Origin of the sequence: Flagellimonas taeanensis (genome assembly GCF_003584105.1) — a bacterium.
Lineage (GTDB): Bacteria > Bacteroidota > Bacteroidia > Flavobacteriales > Flavobacteriaceae > Flagellimonas > Flagellimonas taeanensis.
Genome location: NZ_QXFO01000008.1, coordinates 203,118 through 226,357, shown reverse-complemented (window position 1 = coordinate 226,357; position 23,240 = coordinate 203,118). Strand labels below are relative to the sequence as shown.

The 23,240-nt window shown below is 47.1% G+C and carries 15 protein-coding genes; 12 read left to right on the top strand and 3 right to left on the bottom strand.

All coding sequences use genetic code 11. From position 1 onward, the window contains the following. Positions 1-117 precede the first annotated feature (117 nt). From D2V93_RS03120 to D2V93_RS03100, 5 genes are all read left to right on the top strand, one after another. The gene (locus tag D2V93_RS03120) at positions 118-1,131 is read left to right on the top strand and encodes an aspartate-semialdehyde dehydrogenase (protein ID WP_119618351.1); all 1,014 of its coding nucleotides are present in this window, start codon (positions 118-120) and stop codon (positions 1,129-1,131) included. Between the two features lie 76 nt (positions 1,132-1,207). Further along, positions 1,208-3,361: a prolyl oligopeptidase family serine peptidase gene (locus D2V93_RS03115; RefSeq protein WP_119618350.1), complete on the top strand. Its 2,154-nt coding sequence runs from the start codon at positions 1,208-1,210 to the stop codon at positions 3,359-3,361. Between the two features lie 141 nt (positions 3,362-3,502). Continuing rightward, positions 3,503-4,498, top strand: coding sequence for a sulfate/molybdate ABC transporter ATP-binding protein (locus tag D2V93_RS03110; protein ID WP_119618349.1), 996 nt, complete (start codon positions 3,503-3,505; stop codon positions 4,496-4,498). Then, the gene (arfB, locus tag D2V93_RS03105; RefSeq protein WP_119618348.1) at positions 4,476-4,880 is read left to right on the top strand and encodes an alternative ribosome rescue aminoacyl-tRNA hydrolase ArfB; all 405 of its coding nucleotides are present in this window, start codon (positions 4,476-4,478) and stop codon (positions 4,878-4,880) included. The genes D2V93_RS03110 and arfB overlap by 23 nt, the downstream gene beginning before the upstream one ends. A gap of 208 nt (positions 4,881-5,088) precedes the next feature. Beyond that, positions 5,089-6,699, top strand: coding sequence for a glycoside hydrolase family 43 protein (locus D2V93_RS03100; protein ID WP_245978077.1), 1,611 nt, complete (start codon positions 5,089-5,091; stop codon positions 6,697-6,699). Positions 6,700-6,743: 44 nt separating this feature from the next. Here the strand turns inward: D2V93_RS03100 and D2V93_RS03095 are convergent, their stop codons facing one another. Genes D2V93_RS03095 through D2V93_RS03085 form a run of 3 tightly spaced genes read right to left on the bottom strand, consistent with a single transcriptional unit; the run spans position 6,744 to position 9,922 of the window. After that, positions 6,744-7,190, bottom strand: coding sequence for a GreA/GreB family elongation factor (locus D2V93_RS03095; RefSeq protein WP_245978076.1), 447 nt, complete (start codon positions 7,188-7,190; stop codon positions 6,744-6,746). 15 nt (positions 7,191-7,205) lie between these two features. After that, entirely contained in the window at positions 7,206-8,558 is a 1,353-nt protein-coding gene (locus D2V93_RS03090) for a sensor histidine kinase (RefSeq protein ID WP_119618347.1), read from the bottom strand. Beyond that, on the bottom strand, positions 8,558-9,922 hold the full coding sequence (locus D2V93_RS03085) for a sigma-54-dependent transcriptional regulator (protein WP_119618346.1): 1,365 nt from the start codon (positions 9,920-9,922) through the stop codon (positions 8,558-8,560). The genes D2V93_RS03090 and D2V93_RS03085 overlap by 1 nt, the downstream gene beginning before the upstream one ends. A 199-nt stretch (positions 9,923-10,121) precedes the next feature. On the opposite strand from D2V93_RS03085, the gene D2V93_RS03080 reads away from it, so the two are divergent. Genes D2V93_RS03080 through D2V93_RS03050 form a run of 7 tightly spaced genes read left to right on the top strand, consistent with a single transcriptional unit; the run spans position 10,122 to position 23,215 of the window. Next, the gene (locus D2V93_RS03080) at positions 10,122-11,462 is read left to right on the top strand and encodes a TolC family protein (protein ID WP_119618345.1); all 1,341 of its coding nucleotides are present in this window, start codon (positions 10,122-10,124) and stop codon (positions 11,460-11,462) included. An 8-nt stretch (positions 11,463-11,470) separates the two neighbouring features. Next, positions 11,471-12,721 carry an efflux RND transporter periplasmic adaptor subunit gene (locus D2V93_RS03075; RefSeq protein ID WP_072876360.1) on the top strand — a complete coding sequence of 417 codons (1,251 nt, stop codon included), beginning with the start codon at positions 11,471-11,473 and terminating at the stop codon, positions 12,719-12,721. A gap of 57 nt (positions 12,722-12,778) precedes the next feature. Then, positions 12,779-13,474 carry an ABC transporter ATP-binding protein gene (locus D2V93_RS03070; protein ID WP_072876362.1) on the top strand — a complete coding sequence of 232 codons (696 nt, stop codon included), beginning with the start codon at positions 12,779-12,781 and terminating at the stop codon, positions 13,472-13,474. Between the two features lie 37 nt (positions 13,475-13,511). Beyond that, positions 13,512-15,893, top strand: coding sequence for an ABC transporter permease (locus D2V93_RS03065; RefSeq protein WP_119618344.1), 2,382 nt, complete (start codon positions 13,512-13,514; stop codon positions 15,891-15,893). Positions 15,894-15,925: 32 nt separating this feature from the next. Further along, positions 15,926-18,307: an ABC transporter permease gene (locus tag D2V93_RS03060; protein WP_119618343.1), complete on the top strand. Its 2,382-nt coding sequence runs from the start codon at positions 15,926-15,928 to the stop codon at positions 18,305-18,307. A 35-nt stretch (positions 18,308-18,342) separates the two neighbouring features. Beyond that, the gene (locus tag D2V93_RS03055; protein WP_119618342.1) at positions 18,343-20,757 is read left to right on the top strand and encodes an ABC transporter permease; all 2,415 of its coding nucleotides are present in this window, start codon (positions 18,343-18,345) and stop codon (positions 20,755-20,757) included. Positions 20,758-20,782: 25 nt separating this feature from the next. Further along, positions 20,783-23,215, top strand: coding sequence for an ABC transporter permease (locus D2V93_RS03050; RefSeq protein WP_119618341.1), 2,433 nt, complete (start codon positions 20,783-20,785; stop codon positions 23,213-23,215). Positions 23,216-23,240: the final 25 nt, after the last annotated feature.

Genomic DNA, 23,240 nt, shown 5'->3' with positions numbered 1-23,240 from the left:
TGACAAGTTGATGGTTGTTTTATTTATAACATTTTGTTATTTTTTAATTATTGACGATGAAAATGCTTGCATAACTCCTTGACTGGAGTACCTTTGCCCCAAGAAATTTTTTTAAAAATGAAAGTAGCAGTAGTTGGAGCCACCGGAATGGTAGGCGAGGTCATGTTGAACGTGTTGGAGGAACGCAACTTCCCCATCACCGAATTGTTGTTGGTCGCCTCGGAGCGTTCCGTGGGCAAAAAGCTTAACTATAAGAACGAGGAACACACCATAATTGGCTTGGCCGATGCCGTGGCCGCCCAACCGGATATTGCCATATTTTCAGCTGGAGGGGACACTTCTTTGGAATGGGCCCCAAAATTTGCGGAGGTCGGTACCACTGTGATCGACAATTCATCCGCTTGGCGCATGGACCCCACCAAAAAATTAGTGGTCCCCGAAATCAATGCGGACACTTTGACCCCGGAGGACAAGATCATTGCCAACCCCAACTGTTCCACCATCCAATTGGTGATGGCACTGAACCCATTGCACAAAAAATACCAAATGAGGAGGGTGATCGTCTCCACCTACCAATCCGTTTCGGGTACCGGTGTGAAGGCCGTACAGCAAATGGAGAACGAGGCTGCCGGCATTGAGGGTGAAATGGCCTATCCATACCCCATCAACCGTAACGCACTGCCCCATTGCGATGTGTTCTTGGACAACGGCTACACCAAGGAAGAGATGAAATTGGCCCGTGAGCCACAAAAAATATTGGACGACCGTACGTTTTCCGTTACCGCCACCGCGGTGCGTATCCCAACTGCGGGCGGACACTCGGAATCCGTGAACGTGGAGTTCCACAACGATTTTGACCTTGCTGAGGTACGTAAACTCCTGAGTGAAACTCCTGGCGTAGTGGTGCAGGACAATCCTGAAACCAACACTTACCCCATGCCCATGTTCGCCAATGGCAAGGATGAAGTGTTCGTGGGACGCATCCGAAGGGACGAGACCCAACCCAACACCTTGAACATGTGGATCGTTGCGGACAACCTACGGAAAGGGGCGGCTACCAATGCCGTGCAGATTGCGGAGTATTTGGTGGAGAACCATCTGGTTTCCAACGCCTCCAAGGTCGTTTCATAAAATACGTTAAAGCTTAGGCCCCAGACAAGAGATTGTCGGTTTTTATGGTATTTTTATCAGAATCAATCTGAAAAAAATGAAAAACGTAAGTCTTTTGGCTGTTGCCATTTTGTTTGCAGCCTGTCAAGAAACACCAAAAAGAGAACCTATTGTGGTGAACTATCCCACTACCAAGAAAGTCGATACCGTGACCAACTACTTCGGTACCGATGTACCAGACCCTTACCGTTGGCTGGAAGATGACCGAAGTGCCGAGACCGAGGCTTGGGTGAAACAACAAAATGCCGCCACTTTTGGGTATTTTGATCAAATTCCATTTCGGGAAGATCTCAAAAACCGTTTGGAAAAACTCTGGAACTACGAAAAAGTGGGTTCCCCGTTCAAGGAAGGTGACTATACCTATTACTACAAGAACGACGGACTGCAGAACCAATATGTGGTCTATCGGAAAAAGGGCGAGGGTAAGGAAGAGGTCTTTTTGGACCCCAATACCTTCTCCGAAGATGGTACCACTTCGTTGATGGGACTCAGCTTCACCAAGGACGGTTCCCTGGCTGCCTATCTCATCTCCGAAGGGGGAAGTGATTGGAGGAAAGGAATCGTGATCAATGCCGAAACAAAGGAAATTGTGGAAGACACCTTGGTCGATATCAAGTTCAGCGGTATTTCCTGGAAAGGCAACGAAGGGTTCTTCTATTCGAGCTACGACAAGCCCGAAGGCAGTGAACTTTCTGCCAAAACGGACCAGCACAAGCTGTACTATCACCAATTGGGCACCCCACAATCCGAGGACAAAATCATCTTTGGCGGTACTCCAGAAGAAAAGCACCGCTATGTGGGTGGTTCTGTTTCCGAGGATGAAAAATACCTGTTCATTTCGGCCTCTGTGTCCACTTCGGGCAATAAATTGTTCCTATTGGACCTGACCGACCCCAATGCCAAACTGGTCACCATTCTGGATGATACGGATTCCGATACCTACGTCATCGACAATGTGGGCTCAAAACTATATCTGGTCACCGATAGGGATGCCCCCAATAGAAAAGTGGTATTGGTGGATGCCGCCAACCCAACCCCTGACCAATGGGAGGACTTGATTCCCGAGACCGAGAACGTGCTCACCCCAGGCACCGGCGGAGGTTATTTCTTCACCGAATACATGGTGGATGCCATTTCCAAGGTCATGCAGTACGATTATGACGGAAAACTGGTCCGCGAAGTACAACTTCCCGGTGTGGGAAGTGCCGGTGGCTTTGGCGGCAAAAAAGAGGACAAGGAATTCTACTTCTCCTTCACCAATTACAATACGCCCGGTTCCCTCTACAAATACAATGTGGAGACAGGTGAATACGAACTATATTGGAAGCCCCAAATCGATTTCAACCCAGACGATTATGAGTCCAAGCAAGTGTTCTACAACTCTAAGGACGGCACCAAAGTGCCCATGATCATCACTTATAAGAAAGGGTTGGAGCTCAACGGTAAAAATCCCACCATGCTTTATGGTTATGGCGGGTTCAACATTAGCCTTACCCCATCTTTCAGCATCGTGAATGCCGTTTGGATGGAACAGGGCGGTGTATATGCCGTTCCCAATCTAAGAGGTGGGGGCGAATATGGCAAGGAATGGCACATAGCGGGGACCAAGCTCCAAAAACAGAACGTTTTTGACGATTTTATCGCCGCTGCCGAATATTTGATCGCGAACAACTATACCTCCAAGGAATACCTCGCCATCCGTGGTGGATCCAACGGAGGTCTGTTGGTGGGCGCCACGATGACCCAGCGTCCCGATTTGATGCAGGTGGCACTGCCCGCTGTGGGCGTAATGGACATGCTCCGCTACCACACCTTTACAGCCGGTGCAGGTTGGGCCTACGATTATGGCACCTCCGAGGACAATGCCGAAATGTTCAACTATTTGAAAGGCTACTCCCCAGTGCACAATGTGAAGGAAGGAACAGAATATCCCGCTACTTTGGTCACCACGGGCGATCATGATGACAGGGTAGTACCCGCGCACAGCTTCAAATTTGCTGCTGAACTCCAGGAAAAACAAGCAGGGACCAACCCGACCTTGATCCGCATTGAGACCAATGCCGGGCATGGAGCAGGGACCCCTGTGAGCAAGACCATTGAACAGTATGCCGATATTTACGGCTTTACTTTCTTTAACATGGGGTATGATGAGCTCCCCAACCAAGCGGTGCTCAAAGAATTTAAGGATTAGAGAATTGATTAAAAGGCTGTCCAATAAGTATTTGGACAAAATTGTCCGTTCGAGCGCAGTCGAGAACTTTTAATGGGAATATCCGGTTTTCGATTGCGCCCGACCTGACCAAAAAATGTTGGAAAGCCTTCATTTAAATGTATGTTGAAAGTCCATATCGGGTCCTTTGGTTATAACAACCGGGGCATATTAAAAAATATTTCCTTTGAAGTCGCCAAAGGCGAGCATGTGGCATTGATGGGCGAAAGCGGCTCGGGCAAGAGCACCTTGCTGAAGGTTATCTATGGAATGCTGCACGTGGAGGACGGTTCCATTTTTTGGGGAGACCAACAAGCGCTTGGGCCCAACTTCAATCTGGTTCCTGGCGAGCCTTACATGAAATACCTGGCCCAGGATTTTGACCTGATGCCCTACATTACCGTGGAGGAGAACATTGGGCAGTTCCTGTCCGTTTTTGAAAGGGAGACACACCGACAACGTATCGATGCACTTTTGGCCCTCATCGAAATGGAGGCTTTTGCCAAGACCAAGGTGCAACAGCTCAGTGGCGGACAACAGCAGCGGGTAGCCCTCGCCCGTGTATTGGCACAAGAACCCGAAATTCTATTATTGGACGAACCCTTTGGCCATATCGACAATTTCAAGCGAAACGCACTACGCAGGAAACTTTTCCCCTACCTGAAGGAAAAAGGGATCACGGTGCTCACGGCCAGCCATGACCTCGACGATGTGCTTCCCTATGCGGAACGGACCATCGTTCTGGAAAAAGGAGAGGTAATCGCGAATCAAAAGACCAGAAAACTATACAAAACCCCTCCCAACCATTATGTGGCGTCCCTCTTTGGCGAAGTGAGCGAGGTGCCCATCCAACTTTTGAAGTCCTATGCCAAAATAGAACGGTCGGTGCTGGTCTATCCCCACGAGTTCAAGGTTTCAAATACGAGTGGGGTACGGGTAGAGGTGAAACATTCCTTTTTTAAGGGGGAGCATTACCTCAATGAAGGAAGGGCAGAAGATGGGACCCTTCTCTACTTCAACACGCCCAAAAAGCAAACTAAGGGACAGTCTGTTTTCCTTAACGTATCTTTGAATACCATCAATAAGCGCCTTCACGTTGAACAAACAGCAAGTACATAGCGAACTGGCATTCAAGGCGGTTCGGAGCGGCGGATCTGGCGGACAGCACGTGAACAAGGTTTCCTCCAAAGTGGAGCTTACCTTTAATGTCCCTTCCTCCGAAGGACTCTCCGATGGCGAAAAGGAACGCTTGATGCTAAAACTTTCCTCCCGATTGACCAATGATGGCACGCTATTGCTGCAATGTGACGAGGCACGGAGCCAACACAAGAACAAGGAACTGGTGGTAAAGCGTTTTTTCGATGTGCTGAAAAAAGCCTTGGAGGTGCCCAAAAAGCGGAAACCCACCAAGCCCAGCAAATCTTCCATTGAAAAGCGGCTGCAGTCCAAAAAGAAGGCCTCAGAGAAAAAGGAGGGCCGAAAACCCCCTGATTTGGGGTAGTTGTTATATGATTTCAATAAGAGAGTTGATATTGGCGAAGTATCCCAATCCACTCGGAATTCAGGAACTTGGGTACACTGTTTAAAAAGACTGGCCGGGCAAAAGTCATCCTATTTATTCTATATTGAGCATCCACGTGTTGAATAAACACTTATATTGGTTGTCCAAAGATGTTGAAGAAATACATTTTGGCCTAATGTTTCAAATCATGTCCCTAGCGTTATTTCTCTGGAATTGGATGGGTTCCCTTCTTCAAACAGCTCCCAAAAAAGGGGTGATGTCCATTTTTTTAATGCTTTCCATCCTTTGTTGTGGAAGCGCGCAAAACAAGAAGGTGCACAATCCCATCATTTTCGCTGATGTACCCGATATGTCCATGGTCCGTGTCGGGAACAACTACTATATGAGCAGTACCACCATGCACATGAGCCCCGGGGTTCCCATTATGAAATCCACGGATTTGGTCAATTGGCAATTGGTGAACTATGCCTACAATACCTTGGCCGATGTGGATGCCCTTACTTTGGAGAATGGAAAAAATGCGTATGGAAGAGGGGCTTGGGCCAGTTGTATCCGGTATCACAAGGGCACTTTTTACGTGTTCACCTTTGCTGCAACCACAGGAAAAACCTACGTGTATTCTACAAAGAACATCGAAAAGGGTCCGTGGGAGGTAAAATCCTTTGAACCCTCTTACCATGATCTTACAGTACATTTTGATGATGATGGCAGGGTTTATATGATCTGGGGCAATGGAAAGCTGATGATGGCCGAGCTAAAACCCGATCTATCAGGAGTAAAGGAGGGCACGGAAAGGATACTCATCGAAAACGCCAGTGCCCCGGCAGGTGACGATATCATGTTGGGTGCGGAAGGTTCACAATTGTTCAAGGTCAATGGTAAATATTACCTGTTCAACATCACCTGGCCCCGCAACGGCATGCGCACCGTTTTGACCCATAGGGCCAATGCCATTACCGGCCCGTATGAAGGCAAGGTGGCACTACAGCATAGGGGAATTGCCCAGGGTGGGTTGATTGACACCTCCGATGGTGAATGGTTCGCCTATCTTTTCAGGGATTATGGCTCTGTGGGAAGAATACCTTATCTCGCTCCGGTGACATGGGAAAATGGTTGGCCTATCTTAGGGGTTGAAGGCAAAGTTCCCGATACTTTGGATCTCCCGGCGGGTAAGGGCCCCATTCCCTATATTGTGGCCAGTGATGAATTCAACAGAACTGAAAAAAATCCCAAATTGCCCTTGGTCTGGCAATGGAACCATAACCCTGTGGACAGTCTGTGGTCCTTGACCGATAGGAAAGGATATCTAAGGTTGACCACAGGGCGCATCGATGAAGATCTTGTGCAAGCAAGAAACACGTTGACCCAAAGAACCATTGGCCCGGTCTGTTCAGGAACCACCGCTTTGGATGTATCAAACATGAAAGAGGGTGATTTTGCCGGATTGGCATTGCTTCAAAAGAAATACGGACAGATTGGGGTGAAAATTGAAAATGGCGCAAAAAAATTGGTGATGGTGAGTGCTGAGAACGACCAACCCAAAGAAATGGAAAGCCTGCCCTTACAGCAAAATGTGGTTTACTTAAGGGCAGATTGTGATTTCACCGAACTCAAGGATACGGCCCATTTTTACTACAGTTTAGATGGGAAAAAGTGGATCCAACTGGGAAGCCAATTAAAAATGTCCTACACCTTGCCCCATTTTATGGGATATCGCTTTGGACTCTTCAATTATGCAACCAAGAAAATAGGCGGCCACGCCGACTTCGATTATTTTAAAATAGCGGATTCATATTGAGCTGGACCCAAGGCAAAAAGAAAGGGTTTCGGACATTAAAAACCTCACCCCACCTCCAAAACGGTAAGGGAATTGCTATTGAACACAAAGGTTTCGCCCTTTTTCTTGCCCATCAACAGTTGTGCAATGGGAGCTTCCTGGGAAATGCAGTAAATGGGCTTCCCCTCTTGCTTGAAAGCCCCCGCTGATATGGCAATGAAATAATCGGCCGTACTGGTCCTTGCCAAACTACCTAGGCCAATAGTTTCCGATTTTTTACGCACATCCACTCGTTGCAGAATATTCTTGGTCTTTTCCAGTTCCATAAACTGCTGGGCCAGTTTTTCCTGTTCCAACTGCACCATGGCCCTGCCCGTCTCGTGCTTGTCCCCTGTGGAGTTCTTGGTCTCAGAGTCCAGGGATTCCTGAAGGTCTGCATTGCTGCTCTTTAATCTTTGGGTCTTTTCACCAACGTAGTCCCAACAGAATTTCAAAAGTTGTTCTTTTATCACAATCTGCAAATATGATCACACAAATGTCAATCTAAAAATAGTTTCTTGGTCAGGTATGGAACGTACTTGGATGCCCCCTCCATGCAATTGCACCACCCTTTTGGAGAGGCTCAACCCAATACCGGTTCCCTCGCTTTTGGTGGTAAAAAAAGGCACGAAGATCTCATCCATCACCTCTGGCGGGATGCCCGGGCCATTGTCCTGTACCTCAATATACTTGGTGCCGTTGCCATCCTGTCCTGCCACGATGCGCACCTTTCCTTTTTGGATGCCTTCCACGGATTGGAGGGCGTTCTTGGCGAGGTTGATCAGCACTTGGGCAATCTGCTTTTCGTCGATGAAGAACTCCAGGTCCTCCGGATGGCAGTCCACTTCGAAATCCACATCGGTATCGTGGAGCCTTGCGGACATGAGCACATCTATCTTGTCCAAAAGTTCCTTGCCCTTCACAATGGTCTTGTTGGGTTCCGGCACATGCAGCAGGCTTCGGTACGATTGCACAAAATCCATGAGATTGCCCCCTTGTTCCTTGATCACCTCCAATCCTTTGAGGGTGTTCTTGATCTGGCTTTCCTCGAGTTCTTCCAATGGGGTTATCCTACCATGGTTGCGATAATACCTGATGATGGAATCCGAAATGGAGGCAATGGGTGTTATGGTGTTCATGATTTCGTGGGTAAGCACACGGATCAGCCGCACCCAGGATTCCGTTTCCTTTTCGTCCAATTCCTTATGGATGTCCTGCACCACTACCAACAACAGCGACTTTCCGTCCAATGTCAATGGTGTCGATTTCAGTGCCAGTTGGGTCTGTTCCCGTTCATTGGAAAGTTGGAACAGTTTCCGTTCAAAAGGTTGGAAATCCTTGAAAACCTGATACAGTTTTTCGTCTACCTGCATCAATTGTTTGATGTGGTTCAATGGCGAATGGTCCAATAGTCTTTCCAGCGTGGGGTTGGAGAAAAGGATGTGCCCCTTTTCATTATAGGTCATGATCCCTATGCTGGCCTGCTTCAAGATCTCTTGATAATACTGTTCCCTGATCTGTAGCTGAAGGTGCACTTCTTGGATGAGCCCGTTCACCCGGTTCAGACTCTGGTTGAGCTCTTTGAAAGACTTTATGGCTACCCTCTCCGGAAAACGGAGTGTGAAATCCTCATTTCTGATGGCGTCAAAAAAATACGCGATCTTCCTGTTGGTGCTGTTGATAAAAGTTATCAATGCATAGACCTGCGCCCCGAAAAGGATGGCGCAAAACGATAGGGCGAGATATTTTTGCCATGCCACCGAAAAAGCCAATCCCAATGCGGTCAGCGCAATCAGGGCGACCCTTATGATAAGCTGGAAATAAAAATTGCGGCTGGCCATTAGAGGTTCTTTTTCTTCAACTTGTTGTAGAGGGTCTGTCGCGAAATGCCCAATTGCTCGGCAGCTGCACTATAGTTTCCCTCGTTCTGGTCCAATGCCCTGGAGATCATCTGCTGTTCCATCTCGTTCAAGGTCAATAGTTGCCCGTCAAAAGACTGTGCGGGTTTGGCATGCAATAGAAAATCCGTAGGTTTGAGCACATTGCCATCGGACAAGATCACGGCCCGTTCCATGGTGTGCTGCAGTTCGCGGACGTTGCCCGGCCAAAGGTATTCCATCAACTTTTCCTGTGCCAGGTTGTTGATCTTCAACCCAGGTTTATCGTATTTGTGGGCAAACTTTTTGAGGAAAAATTCGGCCAGCACCAAAATGTCCTCGCCCCGCTCCCTTAAGGGAGGGACCTCTATGTGGATGGTGTTGATCCTGTAGAGCAGGTCTTCCCTGAAAAGTCCGTCCACCACCATTTGTTCCAAATTGCAGTTCGTGGCGCATATCAATCTGATGTCCACATTAACGGGTTTGTTGGAACCCACCCTGACCACCGATCGGTTCTGTATGGAAGACAAAAGCTTTGCCTGCATCTGCAAGGAAAGGTTACCTATCTCGTCCAGAAAAAGGGTGCCCTGGTGCGCTGCCTCAAACTTGCCCGAACGGTCTTCCTTGGCATCGGTGAACGATCCCTTGGTATGCCCGAACAACTCACTTTCAAAAAGGTTTTCCGCAATGGAGCCCATGTCCACCCCAATGAAGACCTCGTCCTTTCTGGCGGACAAACGGTGCAGTTCGCGGGCGATGAGTTCCTTTCCGGTACCGTTTTCCCCTGTGATCAATACGTTGACGTCCGTTTTGGCCACTTTGGCCGCCAGATCCAACACGGAGCTCAGGGCCTTGGATTGCCCTATAATGAGATTCTTTCCCTCATTGATCACCTGCTTCAGGCTGCTCTCCTTCTTTTTGAGGCTGTGGATTTCCTGCTTCGACTTCCTAAGTTCGTAGGCCGATCTTACCGTGGTCATCAACCTTTCGTTGTTCCACGGCTTCAACACAAAGTCAGAGGCCCCTTGCTTTATCGCTGTCACGGCGAGGTCCACTGCTCCGTAGGCAGTCATCATGATTACGGATGTGTTCTGTGATTTCTTTTTGATTTCGTTCAGCCAAAACAGCCCTTCGTTGCCCGTGTTCACCCCTGCCGAAAAATTCATGTCCAAAAGCACAATATCGATCTCTTCCATATTTGGGAAAGATGAAATCTGGTTTGGGTTGAAAAGTGTCTGGACACTTTTGTACTCGAACTGTAACAAAATCTCCAAAGCGCTCAACACGCTCCTATTGTCGTCTATGACCAAGATCTTGGCATCAACCATTTGGATTCTTTTATAGCATCCAAAGCTACAAATTGGAACCATACACTCCGACGGAGTGTAAAATATTTGGACGTTTTTTGTACAATTTTTTTACACCAATTCATGGGGAAATATTTTTTGATACATTTATATTGTTGATTTTCAGTACATTAAATATTTGGCACGAGAATGGTCTCTAATTTTGGCACAGGATAAAACTATGAACCTTAAAACATACATTGTCAGTCTGTTCTTCTTGGCCTACTTGGTCGGGTTTTCACAAGAAACCTGGACCTTGGATGAATGCGTGGCCTATGCCATTGAGCACAATCTCCAGGTGAAGAACACCAATTATGACAAAGACTCGAGCAAAGAAAGCTATCGTCAATCCATTAGGGACCTTCTCCCATCGGTAAGCGGATCCACCAACTATACCATCAATTATGGTAGGTCTGCGGATCCCAACACCAACGATTATGTGAACACGGAGTTTTTTAGCAACAACTATTCCTTGGGTGCCAGTCTGGATCTGTTCCAAGGCTTTCAAAAAATGAACACCATCAGGGCCTCCAAATTTATCTACAAGGCTACCCAAGAGGATGTCCTACAGCAAAAGTTCCTTTTGGCCTTTAGGGTAATGAACGCCTTTTATGATATCAAGTTCAACGAGGGCCTTGTGGCCAATAGCCTGGAGCAGTTGAAAATATCGCAGGCCAACTACGACCTTGTCAAAAAACAGGTGGATCTGGGAATGATGGCCGGAGCCGACCTATATGAGGCGGAGTCTGGCCTATTGGCCGACAAACTGTTGGTGACCCAGAACAGGAACAATTTGGCCAATGCCAAACTGGTCTTGTTGCAGGAAATGAACCTTATCGATCAAAACGACATTGCGCTCCAAGAGACCTTGGACCCCATTGCCGAAGAGAGCCAAGACAGTATCTCCCTTGACACACTTTACCAAACGGCCAGGAGCTTTGTCCCACTTGTAAAATCACAGGAATATCGGGTCAGTGCCGCCAAGAAACAATTGCAGGCTTCTCGGGGCTTCCTCTATCCTTCGCTTTCGCTGACCGCCGGGTATGGAACCAGTTATTTTGAGACCAATGTGGATGAGAACGGCAACATCATCCCTTTCAAGACCCAGTTCAACGACAATGCCTCAAAGTACATGGGCGCCCAGTTGAACATTCCCATCAGCAATGGATGGTCTGCCCATTCAAGGGTAAAGCAGCAAAAAATTGCCTATCTCCAGGAAAAGAACAACCTTGAGATCCAGGAGCAGGAACTGTTCAGATTGTTGCAACAGCTTGTTCAGGACAACCTTTCGTTCACTGTCGAATATGAACAGAGCAACCAAAAGGTGAAAGCACAACAACTGGCCTTTGACATTGCGCAAAAAAGGTACGAGAAGGGATTGATCAATGCCTTGGATCTCTTCCAGGCCAAAAACCTTTTTGCCGTTGCACAAAATGAAAACCTACAGGTGGGGCTGAAATTGAAGGTCAACCAAAGTACCATAGACTTCTACAGCGGACTGCCCATTTTTAACATCAACTAAAACGAACCATGGATATACAATTAGAAAAAAAGAAGGGACTCAAACCAAAACATTACGGATACATTGCCTTGGGCGTACTCCTATTGTTCGTGGGCTGGAAATTGATCTTTGCCAGTTCCATGTCCACCTTCAGAACCGAAAAGGAACGTCTTTCCGTTTCAGCCGTTACCGCGGGCAAGTTCGATGATTACATTACCATCAACGGGAGCGTGGCCCCCATTGCTACCATCTATATGGATGCCTACGAAGGCGGTCGGGTCTCCGAAAAGTTGATCGAGGAAGGATCCATGGTGAAAAAGGGGGATATCATCCTCAAATTGGAGAACATGAACCTTTATGAGCAGATCTTGGCCAGCGAAAGTAACCTGGCCCTAAAGCAGAACGATCTCCGCTCCACCAAACTTACTTTCGATTCCAGACAGGTCGAGGGCAAAAAATCCCTCGCCAATGCAGAATATGACCTCGAACGGCTCAAACGTAATTATGAGCAGAACAAGGCCCTGTTTGATGATGAATTGATCTCCAAGGAAACATACCTCCTCTCCAAGGCGGACTATGAGCTTGCCCAAAAACAGTTTGAGATCGTAAAGTTGCAAACAGAGCAGGACGACCAAATGCGTGAGACTTCCCTAAAAGGATTGGATACGGACCTTTCCCGCATGCACAAGACCCTTTCCATGGTATATGAACGATTGGACCACCTCAACGTGCGCGCACCTGCAGATGGACAATTGGGCTTTCTGGACGCAGAGATCGGCCAAAACATTGCACAGGGGCAACGGATCGGACAGATCAATGTCCTCACCGATTTTAAGATCGAGGCCGACATCGACGAGCATTACATCGACCGTGTGAAGCGAGACCTTTCCGCAATACTGGAACGCAACGGGAATGAATATGGTCTCCGATTGCGTAAGGTGTATCCCGAAGTAAGAAATGGAAGGTTCCGTGTGGACCTAGTGTTCACCGGAGAAAAACCCGAAACCATCCGTGCCGGACAGAGCTATAACATCCGATTGCAATTGGGCGAATCAAACGATGCCCTGCTACTGCCCAAGGGCGGATTTTTCCAGAGTACCGGTGGACAATGGGTGTTTGTGGTATCCCCCAATGGAGAGGAAGCCATTAGGCGGAACGTTCGGTTGGGCAAACAAAATTCAAGATACTATGAGGTCCTTGAAGGGCTTCAGCCCGGGGAGCAGGTCATTACCAGCAACTATGACAGTTTTGGCGATGCTGAACGGATTGTTTTAAAATAAACGCAAAGTGTAACACCGATCAAATTATATCAGTCTTTAAAAAACAACCATCTAAAAATGATACAGATACAGAACCTTAAAAAGAGCTTCAGAACAGAAGAAGTGGAAACCTTGGCCCTGAACGGGGTCAACCTAAAAGTGGCCGAGGGGGAATTTGTGGCCATCATGGGTCCTTCCGGATGCGGAAAATCAACTTTGTTGAATATTATCGGCATGTTGGACAACCCTACTGACGGTAGCTACAAATTTGCCGGTCATGAAGTAGGTGGACTGAAAGAAAGCCAACGTACCCAATTGAGAAAGGGGAACCTCGGGTTCGTTTTCCAGAGCTTTAACCTTATTGATGAGCTTACCGTTTTTGAAAATGTGGAACTTCCGTTGATCTACCTTAAAATGAGCAAGGCGGAACGAAAGGAAAAAGTCCAGAAAGTGTTGGAGCGCATGAAGATCGCCCACAGGGAAAAACACTTTCCGCAACAGCTTTCCGGAGGTCAGCAACAAAGGGTGGCCATAGCCCGTGCCGTTGTGACCAACCCCAAACTGATCTTGGCGGATGAGCCCACGGGTAACCTGGATTCCAAAAACGGGATCGAGGTAATGAACCTGCTTACAGAACTCAATCAAGAAGGTACCACCATTGTAATGGTAACCCACTCCGATCGCGATTCGCACTATGCCCACAGGGTCATCAACCTGTTCGATGGGCAAATTGTGACCGAGAGCCAAAACAAACCTATGAAAGCCATGGTCTAGGGGTTTATTCATCAATCAAAAAAATCAAAAACCCGTTATGTTCAAAAACAACCTAAAAGTCGCCTGGAGAAACCTGAAATCGAACAAATTGTTTTCAGGAATCAACATCATTGGGCTTTCCATGGGGCTGACCATCGTCATGCTCCTTTTTCTGTTCATTTCCCATGAGAGGAGTTTTGACTCCATGTTTCCCAAAAGAGACCGGATCCAACGGGTTCTCTTGAAAACCAATGGTGACTTTGGTTTTGAAACCTGGGCCACGGTACCCCCGGTAACCGCTTTGGCCATGAAGGAAGAAGTGACCAATGTGGAAAGTGCGGCAAGGTTGTTAAAACATAATTTTGGCAGACCCGCATCCTTACGCATCAACAACCAAAACTTTACCGAGGACCTTTTTTATTGGGTGGATAAGGAGTTGTTGACCATTTTCGATATTGAACTGGTAAAGGGGGAGGCGGCCACGGCTTTGGACAGGCCGGGCACGGTCATTCTTTCCGAAACTGCAGCCAAAACCTATTTCAACCAAGCAAACCCAATCGGCCAAACCATTTTGGTGGATAACGATCGTGAACTTGAGGTGACAGGGGTGTACAAGGATTTTCCTGAAAACAGCACACTTGATGCAGAAATCATGGCATCAAGCAACGGGTACTGGTTTTATGATCGAAAATCTTGGAGTAATGCCAGTTTTGAAACCTATTGCTTATTAAAGGAAAACGTTTCTGTGGATGCCACCCAAACACAGATAGACCAAATGCTCGATGCAAACCTCCAAAAAGAAAACCAATGGTACTCCTTCGGTTTACAGCCATTGAGCAAGGTACACCTGTATTCCGCTTCTTACGGAAATTCCTATGCATCACGGATTGGAGACATCAATGAAGTACGCAACCTGACCTATTTGGCTATTTTGATCCTTTTGATCGCCTGTGTCAACTATATGAACCTTACCACGGCACGTTCCCAAAAGCGTTCCAAGGAAGTGGGCATCAGTAAAACCTTGGGCGCCTCTTCGCAGTCTTTGGTGGGCCGGTTTTATGTGGAAACCGGATTGATCACCGCTATTTCCATTATCCTAGGAGTTGCGTTGACCCTGTTACTGTTACCCAGTTTTAACAATTTGACCGATCAGCAACTGACCATGGACCTGTTGCTTAACCCAACCTTTGTAATGGCCGCGCTGGGGGTTTGGCTTGTAACAACTTTGTTCTCTGGATTGTACCCTTCCATGTACCTGTCCAGATTTCTACCGAAGGAAATTCTATCCCCCTCCTTAAAAAGGGGAAAAGGGAATGTGGCCATCCGTAAGGGTTTAGTAGTAATGCAGTTTGCCGCGTCGACTGCACTGATTGTTGGGGTAATGGTCATCTACCAACAAACCCAATACATCCAAAACAAAAATCTTGGTTTTGCTGCGGATAATGTCATGGCCATTTCCATAGGTGGACTGCGTGGTGACGAAAATCGTAATGCCCTGGAGCAGGAGTTCAAAAACCTCTCGGAAGTAACCGCAGTATCCATGGCACAGGGGTATCCCGGCATGGATGTAAGCGGACGAACCCTTCGGAGAAAAGACTCGGAAGAACAAGGTCTGAACATTCAGACCAATGTGACCGATGCTGGTATCGTGGATGCCCTTAAGCTACATCTTTTGGCGGGCAGTAGTTTGCCCAAGTTCAAAAGTGAAAAGGATACATTGGTGGAAGTCGTATTGAACAAAAAGGCCATCGATTATTTGGGGTTCACCCCAGAGGAGGCCATCGGCAAGGAAGTTTATATCGGGGTTCCCAATACCATTGTTGGGGTGGTGGATGATTTCAACTACGAATCGTTGCACCAACCTATTGGTGCCTATGCGTTCCATAATAGCACCAGTGAAGGCAAATCGTTCATGTTGGTGCGTTTTAAAACTGGGAATTTGACCAATACGGTTGCCGATCTTAAAAGTACGTTCACCAGAATTGTTCCCAATCTAGATTTCAACTATTCCTTCTTAGATCAAAATATTGCACGGATGTATGCTCGTGAAAAACGGGCTGGACAGATCAGCATTGTGTTCTGTATGCTGGCCATTTTTGTGGCTGCATTGGGCCTTTTTGGTCTGGCTGCATATACCGCGGAACAACGCAGAAAGGAAATCGGCATTCGAAAAGTATTGGGGGCTTCCGTAGGCAAGATCAGCCAAATGCTTTCCATGGATTTTGCCCGGTTGGTCCTTATCGCCTTGCTCATCGGTTTTCCAGTGGCCTACTTTTCCATGGAAAACTGGCTCGAAGGTTTTGCCTACAGGATTGATATCCAATGGTGGGTTTTTGCACTGTCTGGCACCATTGCACTGGGCATTGCACTATTAACGGTAAGTTTCCAATCCATCAGGGCCGCCCTGACCAATCCCACTAAAAGTTTACGCGCCGAATGACATAAAAAACATCATCATAAAAACAAACCATCATGATCAAGACACATCTTAAAATAGCCTGGCGAAACCTTAGGAGAAATCCTTTGTTTTCACTGATAAACATTTTAGGGCTTTCCACAGGACTGGCCAGTGCTTTTCTCATATTTTTTTGGGTGACGGATGAAATGACGGTCGATACGTTTCATGAAAATGACCCAAACCTTTATCAAATATTGATGAAGAGCGAGGAAAATGGAACGATCAGAGTTCATGAAGGTACACAAGGCCCCCTTGCAGAAGCCTTGGAAAAAGATTTGCCCGAGGTTGAAGACGCGGTTAGTGTTATGAACCTTGAGAGAGAGGGAATGGCAATCACTTTCTCTAATGAGGAGAATACTTTTAAAACAGAAGGGCTCTTTGCCAGTAAAAACTTTTTCAATGTGTTTTCCTTTCCCCTGATACGAGGCTCCATAGATCAAGTGCTTCAGGATAAGGATGCCATTGTTATCTCCGAAAACTTTGCCTTAAAACTGTTCGGTTCTGTTGACAAAGCCCTAAACCACCAAATAAAATATAGCTTCTTTGGCAAAGAACAGACCGGAAAGATTACAGGTGTTTTTGAAGATGTTCCTTCAAACTCTACCATGAAGTTCAGTTTCGTAGGGACCAAAAAGAAATTGCTTGAAGACATTTGGACAAACGGAAAAGAATGGTACAATACTGGCCCACAAACATACCTTGTCCTTAAGCCCAACACGGACCAGGCTGCCTTTAATAAAAAAATCGACCGGTTTGTAGACAAGTATCTTGATGGCAACATGTTCAGTCTTTTCACGAGAAAATATTCAGATGCATACTTAAAGGGCAATTATGTGGATGGTATTCAAAGTGGTGGCAGAATTACCTACGTTAGGCTCTTTTCTTTCATTGCCATTTTGGTCCTGCTCATTGCCTGTATCAATTTCATGAATCTTTCCACGGCCCGCGTTAGCAGGAGGTTTAAGGAAATCGGCATCAAGAAAACGGTAGGGAGTACCAAAAAAACATTGGTGGTCCAATTTTTGACCGAGTCGGTTTTCCTAACATGCCTTTCCTTGATATTGGCCCTGTTATTGGTCTTTTTGTTGATTCCTGTGTTCAATTATGTTTCGGGCAAGGAGCTGGATCTTCAACTTATTTCCCAAAATGCCCCTGTATTGATTTTGGCCACATTGCTTACCGGATTGATCTCCGGAAGTTATCCTGCCTTTTATTTGTCCGGATTCAGCCCCTTGGCAACATTAAAAGGCACCTTTAAGAGCCATGGTGGAGAACTTTTTACCCGAAAGGGCCTGGTCGTCTTTCAATTTATGGCGTCCCTAGTTTTGATCATATCGGTATTGATCATAAACAACCAACTCAACTTTGCGCTCACAAAACCCATTGGTTACCAAAAAGATAACATAATCCAGATCGATCTTGAAGGCAAGGCCTATGACAACATCCCGTTTTTCTTCGACGAGATTGAAAAAATAGAGGGAGTGGAACGTGTTGGTGGACTTGGCCAAAGTATTGTGCGGGAAGACGGCGGGTCTTCCACCTATGGCATTGACTGGGCCGGTAAGCCAGCGGATCTTGAGGTAGATTTTATTGTTCGCGATGTGGATGAAAACCTGACACAGACCCTTAATATAGAAATGGTGGAGGGGGAATCTTTTAACGAAAAACTTGGTTCTCCCGAATCTTACGTATTGTTTAATGAGGAGGCCATACGGATAATGGGGTTGGAGAATCCCGTTGGAAAAAAGATAAACCTTTGGGGAGAGGACAAGACCATTCTTGGGGTCATGAAGGATTTTCATACTGCCTCGGTCATGCAACCCATTTCACCTTTGGTTTTTAAATATTCCCCGAACAATTTGGCCTTGGCAATGGTGCGGATCCATTCTGGATCGGAAATGAAGACCATTGAAAACCTAAAACGATTGTATACAGATTACAATCCTGGTTACAATTTTAATTTCACATTTCAGGATCAAATGTTCAACGCACAATATTCTTCGGAAGAGCGTATATTATCGCTTTCCAAGTACTTTGCCGTTCTAGCCGTTTTCATTTCGTGCCTTGGCTTGTTCGGATTGGCAGCTTTCAACAATGAAATGCGGATCAAAGAGATTGGTGTGCGAAAGGTATTGGGTTCCTCCACCTATGCAATACTCGAATTACTTTTCCTCGATTTTCTAAAACTTGTTTTAATTGCCATATTGATCGCATCCCCCATTGCATGGTACCTTATGAGTGGCTGGCTCCAACAGTTTGCCTATAGAACAAACATTGGATGGGCCGTATTCGTGATTGCCGGCATATTGACCATTCTCATTGCATTGGCAACCGTAAGTTTTCAGGCCATTAAAGCAGCCAGTGCCAACCCTATTAAAAGTTTGCGCACGGAATGAAATAACACTGTCATCATCAATCAAAGAAAAACATCATGTTTAAAAACCATTTACGAATCGCTTGGCGCAACATCAAAAAAGATAAGCTGTTTACCACCATTAAAATTGGTGGTTTTGCCGTTGGTATAGCCGCTTGCCTTTTGATTGCCCTTTTTATTGGGAATGAGCTGAGCTATGACACCCATTACCAGAACAAAAACCGGATTTACCGTGTGGTGATGCAGGGCACTATGGGGGGCGAGCAGTTGAAGAGCGTCCATTTTCAACTCCCGTTCGCTGAGACCTTGGAAGCTACCTTTCCCCAAGTGCTGAAAGCAGGCAAAATAAATACCAGCGAACTTTTTGGTGCGGGAAGAAGACCATTGCGGGCCGCAGGAACCTCCCAAAACAATTTTGAGGACGGCTTCATCTATGCGGACCAACAGGTTTTTGACATTTTGGAACTTGAGCTGGTGGAGGGCACTCCGGAGAACCTCTTGACCAATCCAGGGAGCATTGTGATGACGGCCCAAAAAGCGGCCAAGTATTTCCCAGAGGGCAATGCCGTGGGAAAAACGGTCTATTTGGACGACAATTCCAACAGGCCCTACACGGTGACCGGAGTCATACAGGAAGATCTTTCAAAGAAATCCCACCTCGATTTCGATTTTCTTCTGGCCATCGAGGACACCAACATGAGCTGGTCCAACAGCAATTACTTCACCTATTTGCTGCTCGATGACAAAGCGGAAGTTGCAGCCCTGGAAAAGAAAATGGGTTCCATTCTCGAGCAATACGTCATCCCTGCTTATAGGGAACGAATGAGGGGGGAGGAATTCATGGAAGTTTTAAAAACGTTGGAATACAAACTACAGCCTGTTGGGGACATCCACCTAAGGTCCGATGCAAAAATGGGCGATGGTTTGAAACATGGCGACATCCGGTTTGTTTGGCTGTTTGCTGCCATTGCCGGGTTTGTTCTATTGTTGGCGGTCATCAATTTCATCAATCTATCCACAGCCAAATCCGCCAATAGGGCCAAAGAGGTAGGATTGAAAAAAACTGTTGGTGCCTTTAGGAGCCATTTGGTAAGCCAGTTCCTGACCGAGTCTGTCATCTATAGCCTCATTTCCTTTGTTATCGGAGTTTTTCTGGCTTGGCTGTTGCTTCCTACTTTCAATGTCATTGCAGCCAAAAACATCGTCATGCCGTGGTCGGCCTGGTGGTTCCTGCCCACCATTGCGGTGGCGGCCCTGCTCGTTGGAATCATGGCCGGTCTTTACCCTGCCTTTTATCTCTCTGCCTTCAAACCAGTGAACGTGCTCAAGGGCACCCTGAGTACCGGCAGCAAAAGTGGCAAACTCCGTAGTGGTCTGGTCGTTGTCCAATTCACCACCTCTGTGGTATTGATCATTGGCACCCTAATCATCTATAACCAAATGAATTTCATTCTGGACAAGAAACTGGGCTTCAATAAAGATCAAGTGCTGGTCATAAAAGGGACCAATCTTCTAAAGGACAACTCGCAGTCCTTCAAAGAAAGGCTTCTTGGACTGTCCGATGTAAAGGCAGTTTCCATAAGCGATTACCTCCCCATTGAAGGCACCAAGCGAAACGGGAACACTTTCGGGGCCATCGCCAACGGAAGGCAGGAAATTTCCGTTCCCGCGCAAATATGGCGTGTGGACCACGATTACATCAATACCCTTGGGCTGCAATTGAAGGAGGGCCGTGGCTTTTCGAAGGATTTTGCCAGCGATTCATCCGCCATTGTGATCAATTCCACCATGGCCAAGGAACTAGGGTTCGACGACCCCATAGGAAAACGGATCAACAATGGTGAAGACTGGACCATCATCGGGGTGCTCGAGGATTTTCATTTCAAGAACCTTAAAGAGGATATTGCCCCTGTTTCCCTGGTCATTGGCAACAGCCCCAGCATGGTATCCGTCAAACTGAGCAGTAGCGAAGCCAAAAACGCCATCCGTGACATACAAACCATCTGGCAACAATATGTGCCACAACAGGCTTTTGAGTACACCTTTCTGGACCAGGAATTTGCCCACATGCACGACGATGTACAACGAATGGGCAAGATATTCAACAGTTTTGCGCTGTTTGCCATTTTTGTGGCCTGTCTGGGGCTCTTTGCCCTGTCCGCATTCTTGGTGGAGCAACGGAAAAAGGAAATCAGCATCCGCTTGGTCCTTGGGGCCCCGTTCAAAAGCATTTACCAACTGCTCACCATGGATTTCATGAAATTGATCATGCTGTCGATCATCATTGCCATCCCCATAGGTTGGTACATGATGGATCGATGGTTGGAGGATTTTGCTTACAGGATCCATATCTCATGGGGAACTTTTCTATTGGCCGGGCTTTTGTCCCTGTTGATAGCATTATTGACGGTAAGCTTTCAATCCATACGTGCCGCATTGACCAACCCCGTCAAAACATTGAAGGCGGAATAAACAGCAATCAAAAAAAACGAGAACCATGTTCAAGAACAATCTAAAAATAGCCTGGAGAAGCCTGAAGAAACAACCTTTCTTCACTTTCCTGAACACATTTGGGCTGGCCATAGGAATGGCCGGTGGACTTTTGCTGGGGCTTTATATCCACGACGAACTTAGCCATGATAGCATGTTTTCCGATTCGGAGCGCATCTATCGACTCAATGCCGATATGAAATTTGGCGGCAAGGAAGAAACACTTGCCGAAGTTTCCGCTCCTATGGCCCAAGCTATACTGAACGACATCCCTGAAGTGGAACTCACTACCCGGTTCAGGGGTGTAGGGAGCATATTCATACGTACGCAAGAAGCGCTCAGCAATGTGCGTGAAGCCTCGGTGACCTATGCCGACTCTACTTTTTTTAAGATGCTGGGGCTGGAATTGTTGCATGGTGATGAAAGGACCGCTTTGACGGAGCCCAACACCTTGGTGATGACAAGGACCGCTGCCGAAAAACACTTTCCAATCGAACAGGCCATAGGAAAAACCGTGGTGTTGAACGATAATGAAACCTATAGGGTAACAGGTGTTCTGGAAGACCTCCCAAAGAATTCATTTCTCAAAGATCGGGGCCTTTTTCTTTCCATGGCCGGATATGAGGATGCCCAATTGGCCGAATGGGGAAGTCACAACTATTACACCCTTATCAAAATGCTGCCAGGGACCAAGGCCGAAGATATCCATGATCGATTGCAGGAAATGGTGGGCAAATATGTAATCCCCTACGCCCAGGCATTTTTCCCAGGCATCACGGAACAGCAGTTCATAGATTCGGGGAATTACATGCGCTACTCCACGATCCCATTGGAGGACATCCATTTGTATTCCAGAAGAAGTCCGGAGTTCAGTGCCGTAAGCGACATCAAGAACGTTTACATCCTCGGGGCCATTGCCCTTATCCTATTGGTTCTGGCAAGCGTCAACTTTATGAACCTTTCCACGGCACATTCCCTTAAAAGGGCAAAGGAAGTGGGAATCCGAAAAACCTTGGGGTCCCAACGGAAGAGTTTGGTCGGGCAATTTTTAACAGAATCGGCATTGATTGCCCTAGGGTCCCTGGTGGTCGCAGTGATCATTGCCTGGGCTGTTCTGCCCTTGTACAATGACCTGAGCGGCAAAGAGCTGTCCCTACCCATATCAAACCCCTTGTTTTGGTTGATTCTCTTATTGGCGGCCTTGGCATTGGGATTCCTGTCCGGAAGCTATCCAGCTCTTTTCATGTCCCGGTTTGTGGCCGCAAAGGTGCTCAAGGGGCAGGGAGACCAATCTGTGGGTGGGGGGCGCGTGCGAAATGTGCTCGTAATCCTGCAGTTTTCCATTTCGGTATTTTTGATTATGGGGACCCTCACGGTTTTCCAACAATTGCGATATATTCAAGGAAAGGACCTGGGGTATGCCAAAAATCAAGTGCTGATCGTTCAAGGTGTCAATGCCCTTGAAGGAAAAAAGCAAGCTTTCAAAAATGCAGTCTCCCAACTCAGTCAAGTCAACACAGCCACTTTGAGCAGCTATTTGCCAACCCCTTCGTCAAGGAGCAGCGGAACTTTTTTGCGTGCAGAGGACCAAAGCATGGAAAAAGCCCTGAACATGCAGCAATGGCGCGTGGATGAGGATTATTTGACCACTATTGGACTGGACATGGTTGCCGGAAGAAATTTTGACATTGACCATTTTGCCACCGATTCCTCTGCCATCTTGCTCAATGAAAAGGCCGTTGCCACTTTGGGGAAAACCCCCGAAGAAGTGCTGGGCTCACAGTTTGTCGATGATTTTGACAATGGCTCCATCGGTACTGTCATAGGTGTCGTGAAGGATTTCCATTTCGAGAGCCTCAGGGACGAAGTAAGTGCCCTTGGCCTATTCTACGGTACAGATTTTGCCAGCAATTTGGCCATAAAGCTGAATGGTGGGGATGTTTCCCGGACCCTTTCGGAAATAGAGAGGATTTGGAACGACTTGGCCCCTGCTCAGCCTTTTGAGCATTATTTTATGGATGACTCCTTCAACACCAGTTATGACGCGGAGCAACGTTTGGGCCAGATCTTCATGATTTTTACGGTGCTTTCCATCATCATTGCCTGTTTGGGACTTCTTGGCCTTGCGGCCTTCAATGCACAAAAAAGGGTGAAGGAAATCGGGGTGCGGAAAGTATTGGGTGCAGGTGTAGGACAAATCGTTTACCGACTTTCCATGGATTTCCTAAAGCTTGTGGGGCTGTCGGTCATCATCGCCCTACCTTTGGGATGGTATGCCATGGACCGCTGGCTACAGGATTTTTCCTACCGCATCAACATCCCATGGTGGATCTTTGCCCTGTCGGCACTCATGGCCGTGGGCGTTGCCCTCTTGACGGTCAGCTACCAAAGTATAAAAGCGGCTGTGGCCAATCCCATAAAAAGCCTAAGAACCGAATAAGCCATCAATCAAAAAACGAAAAATC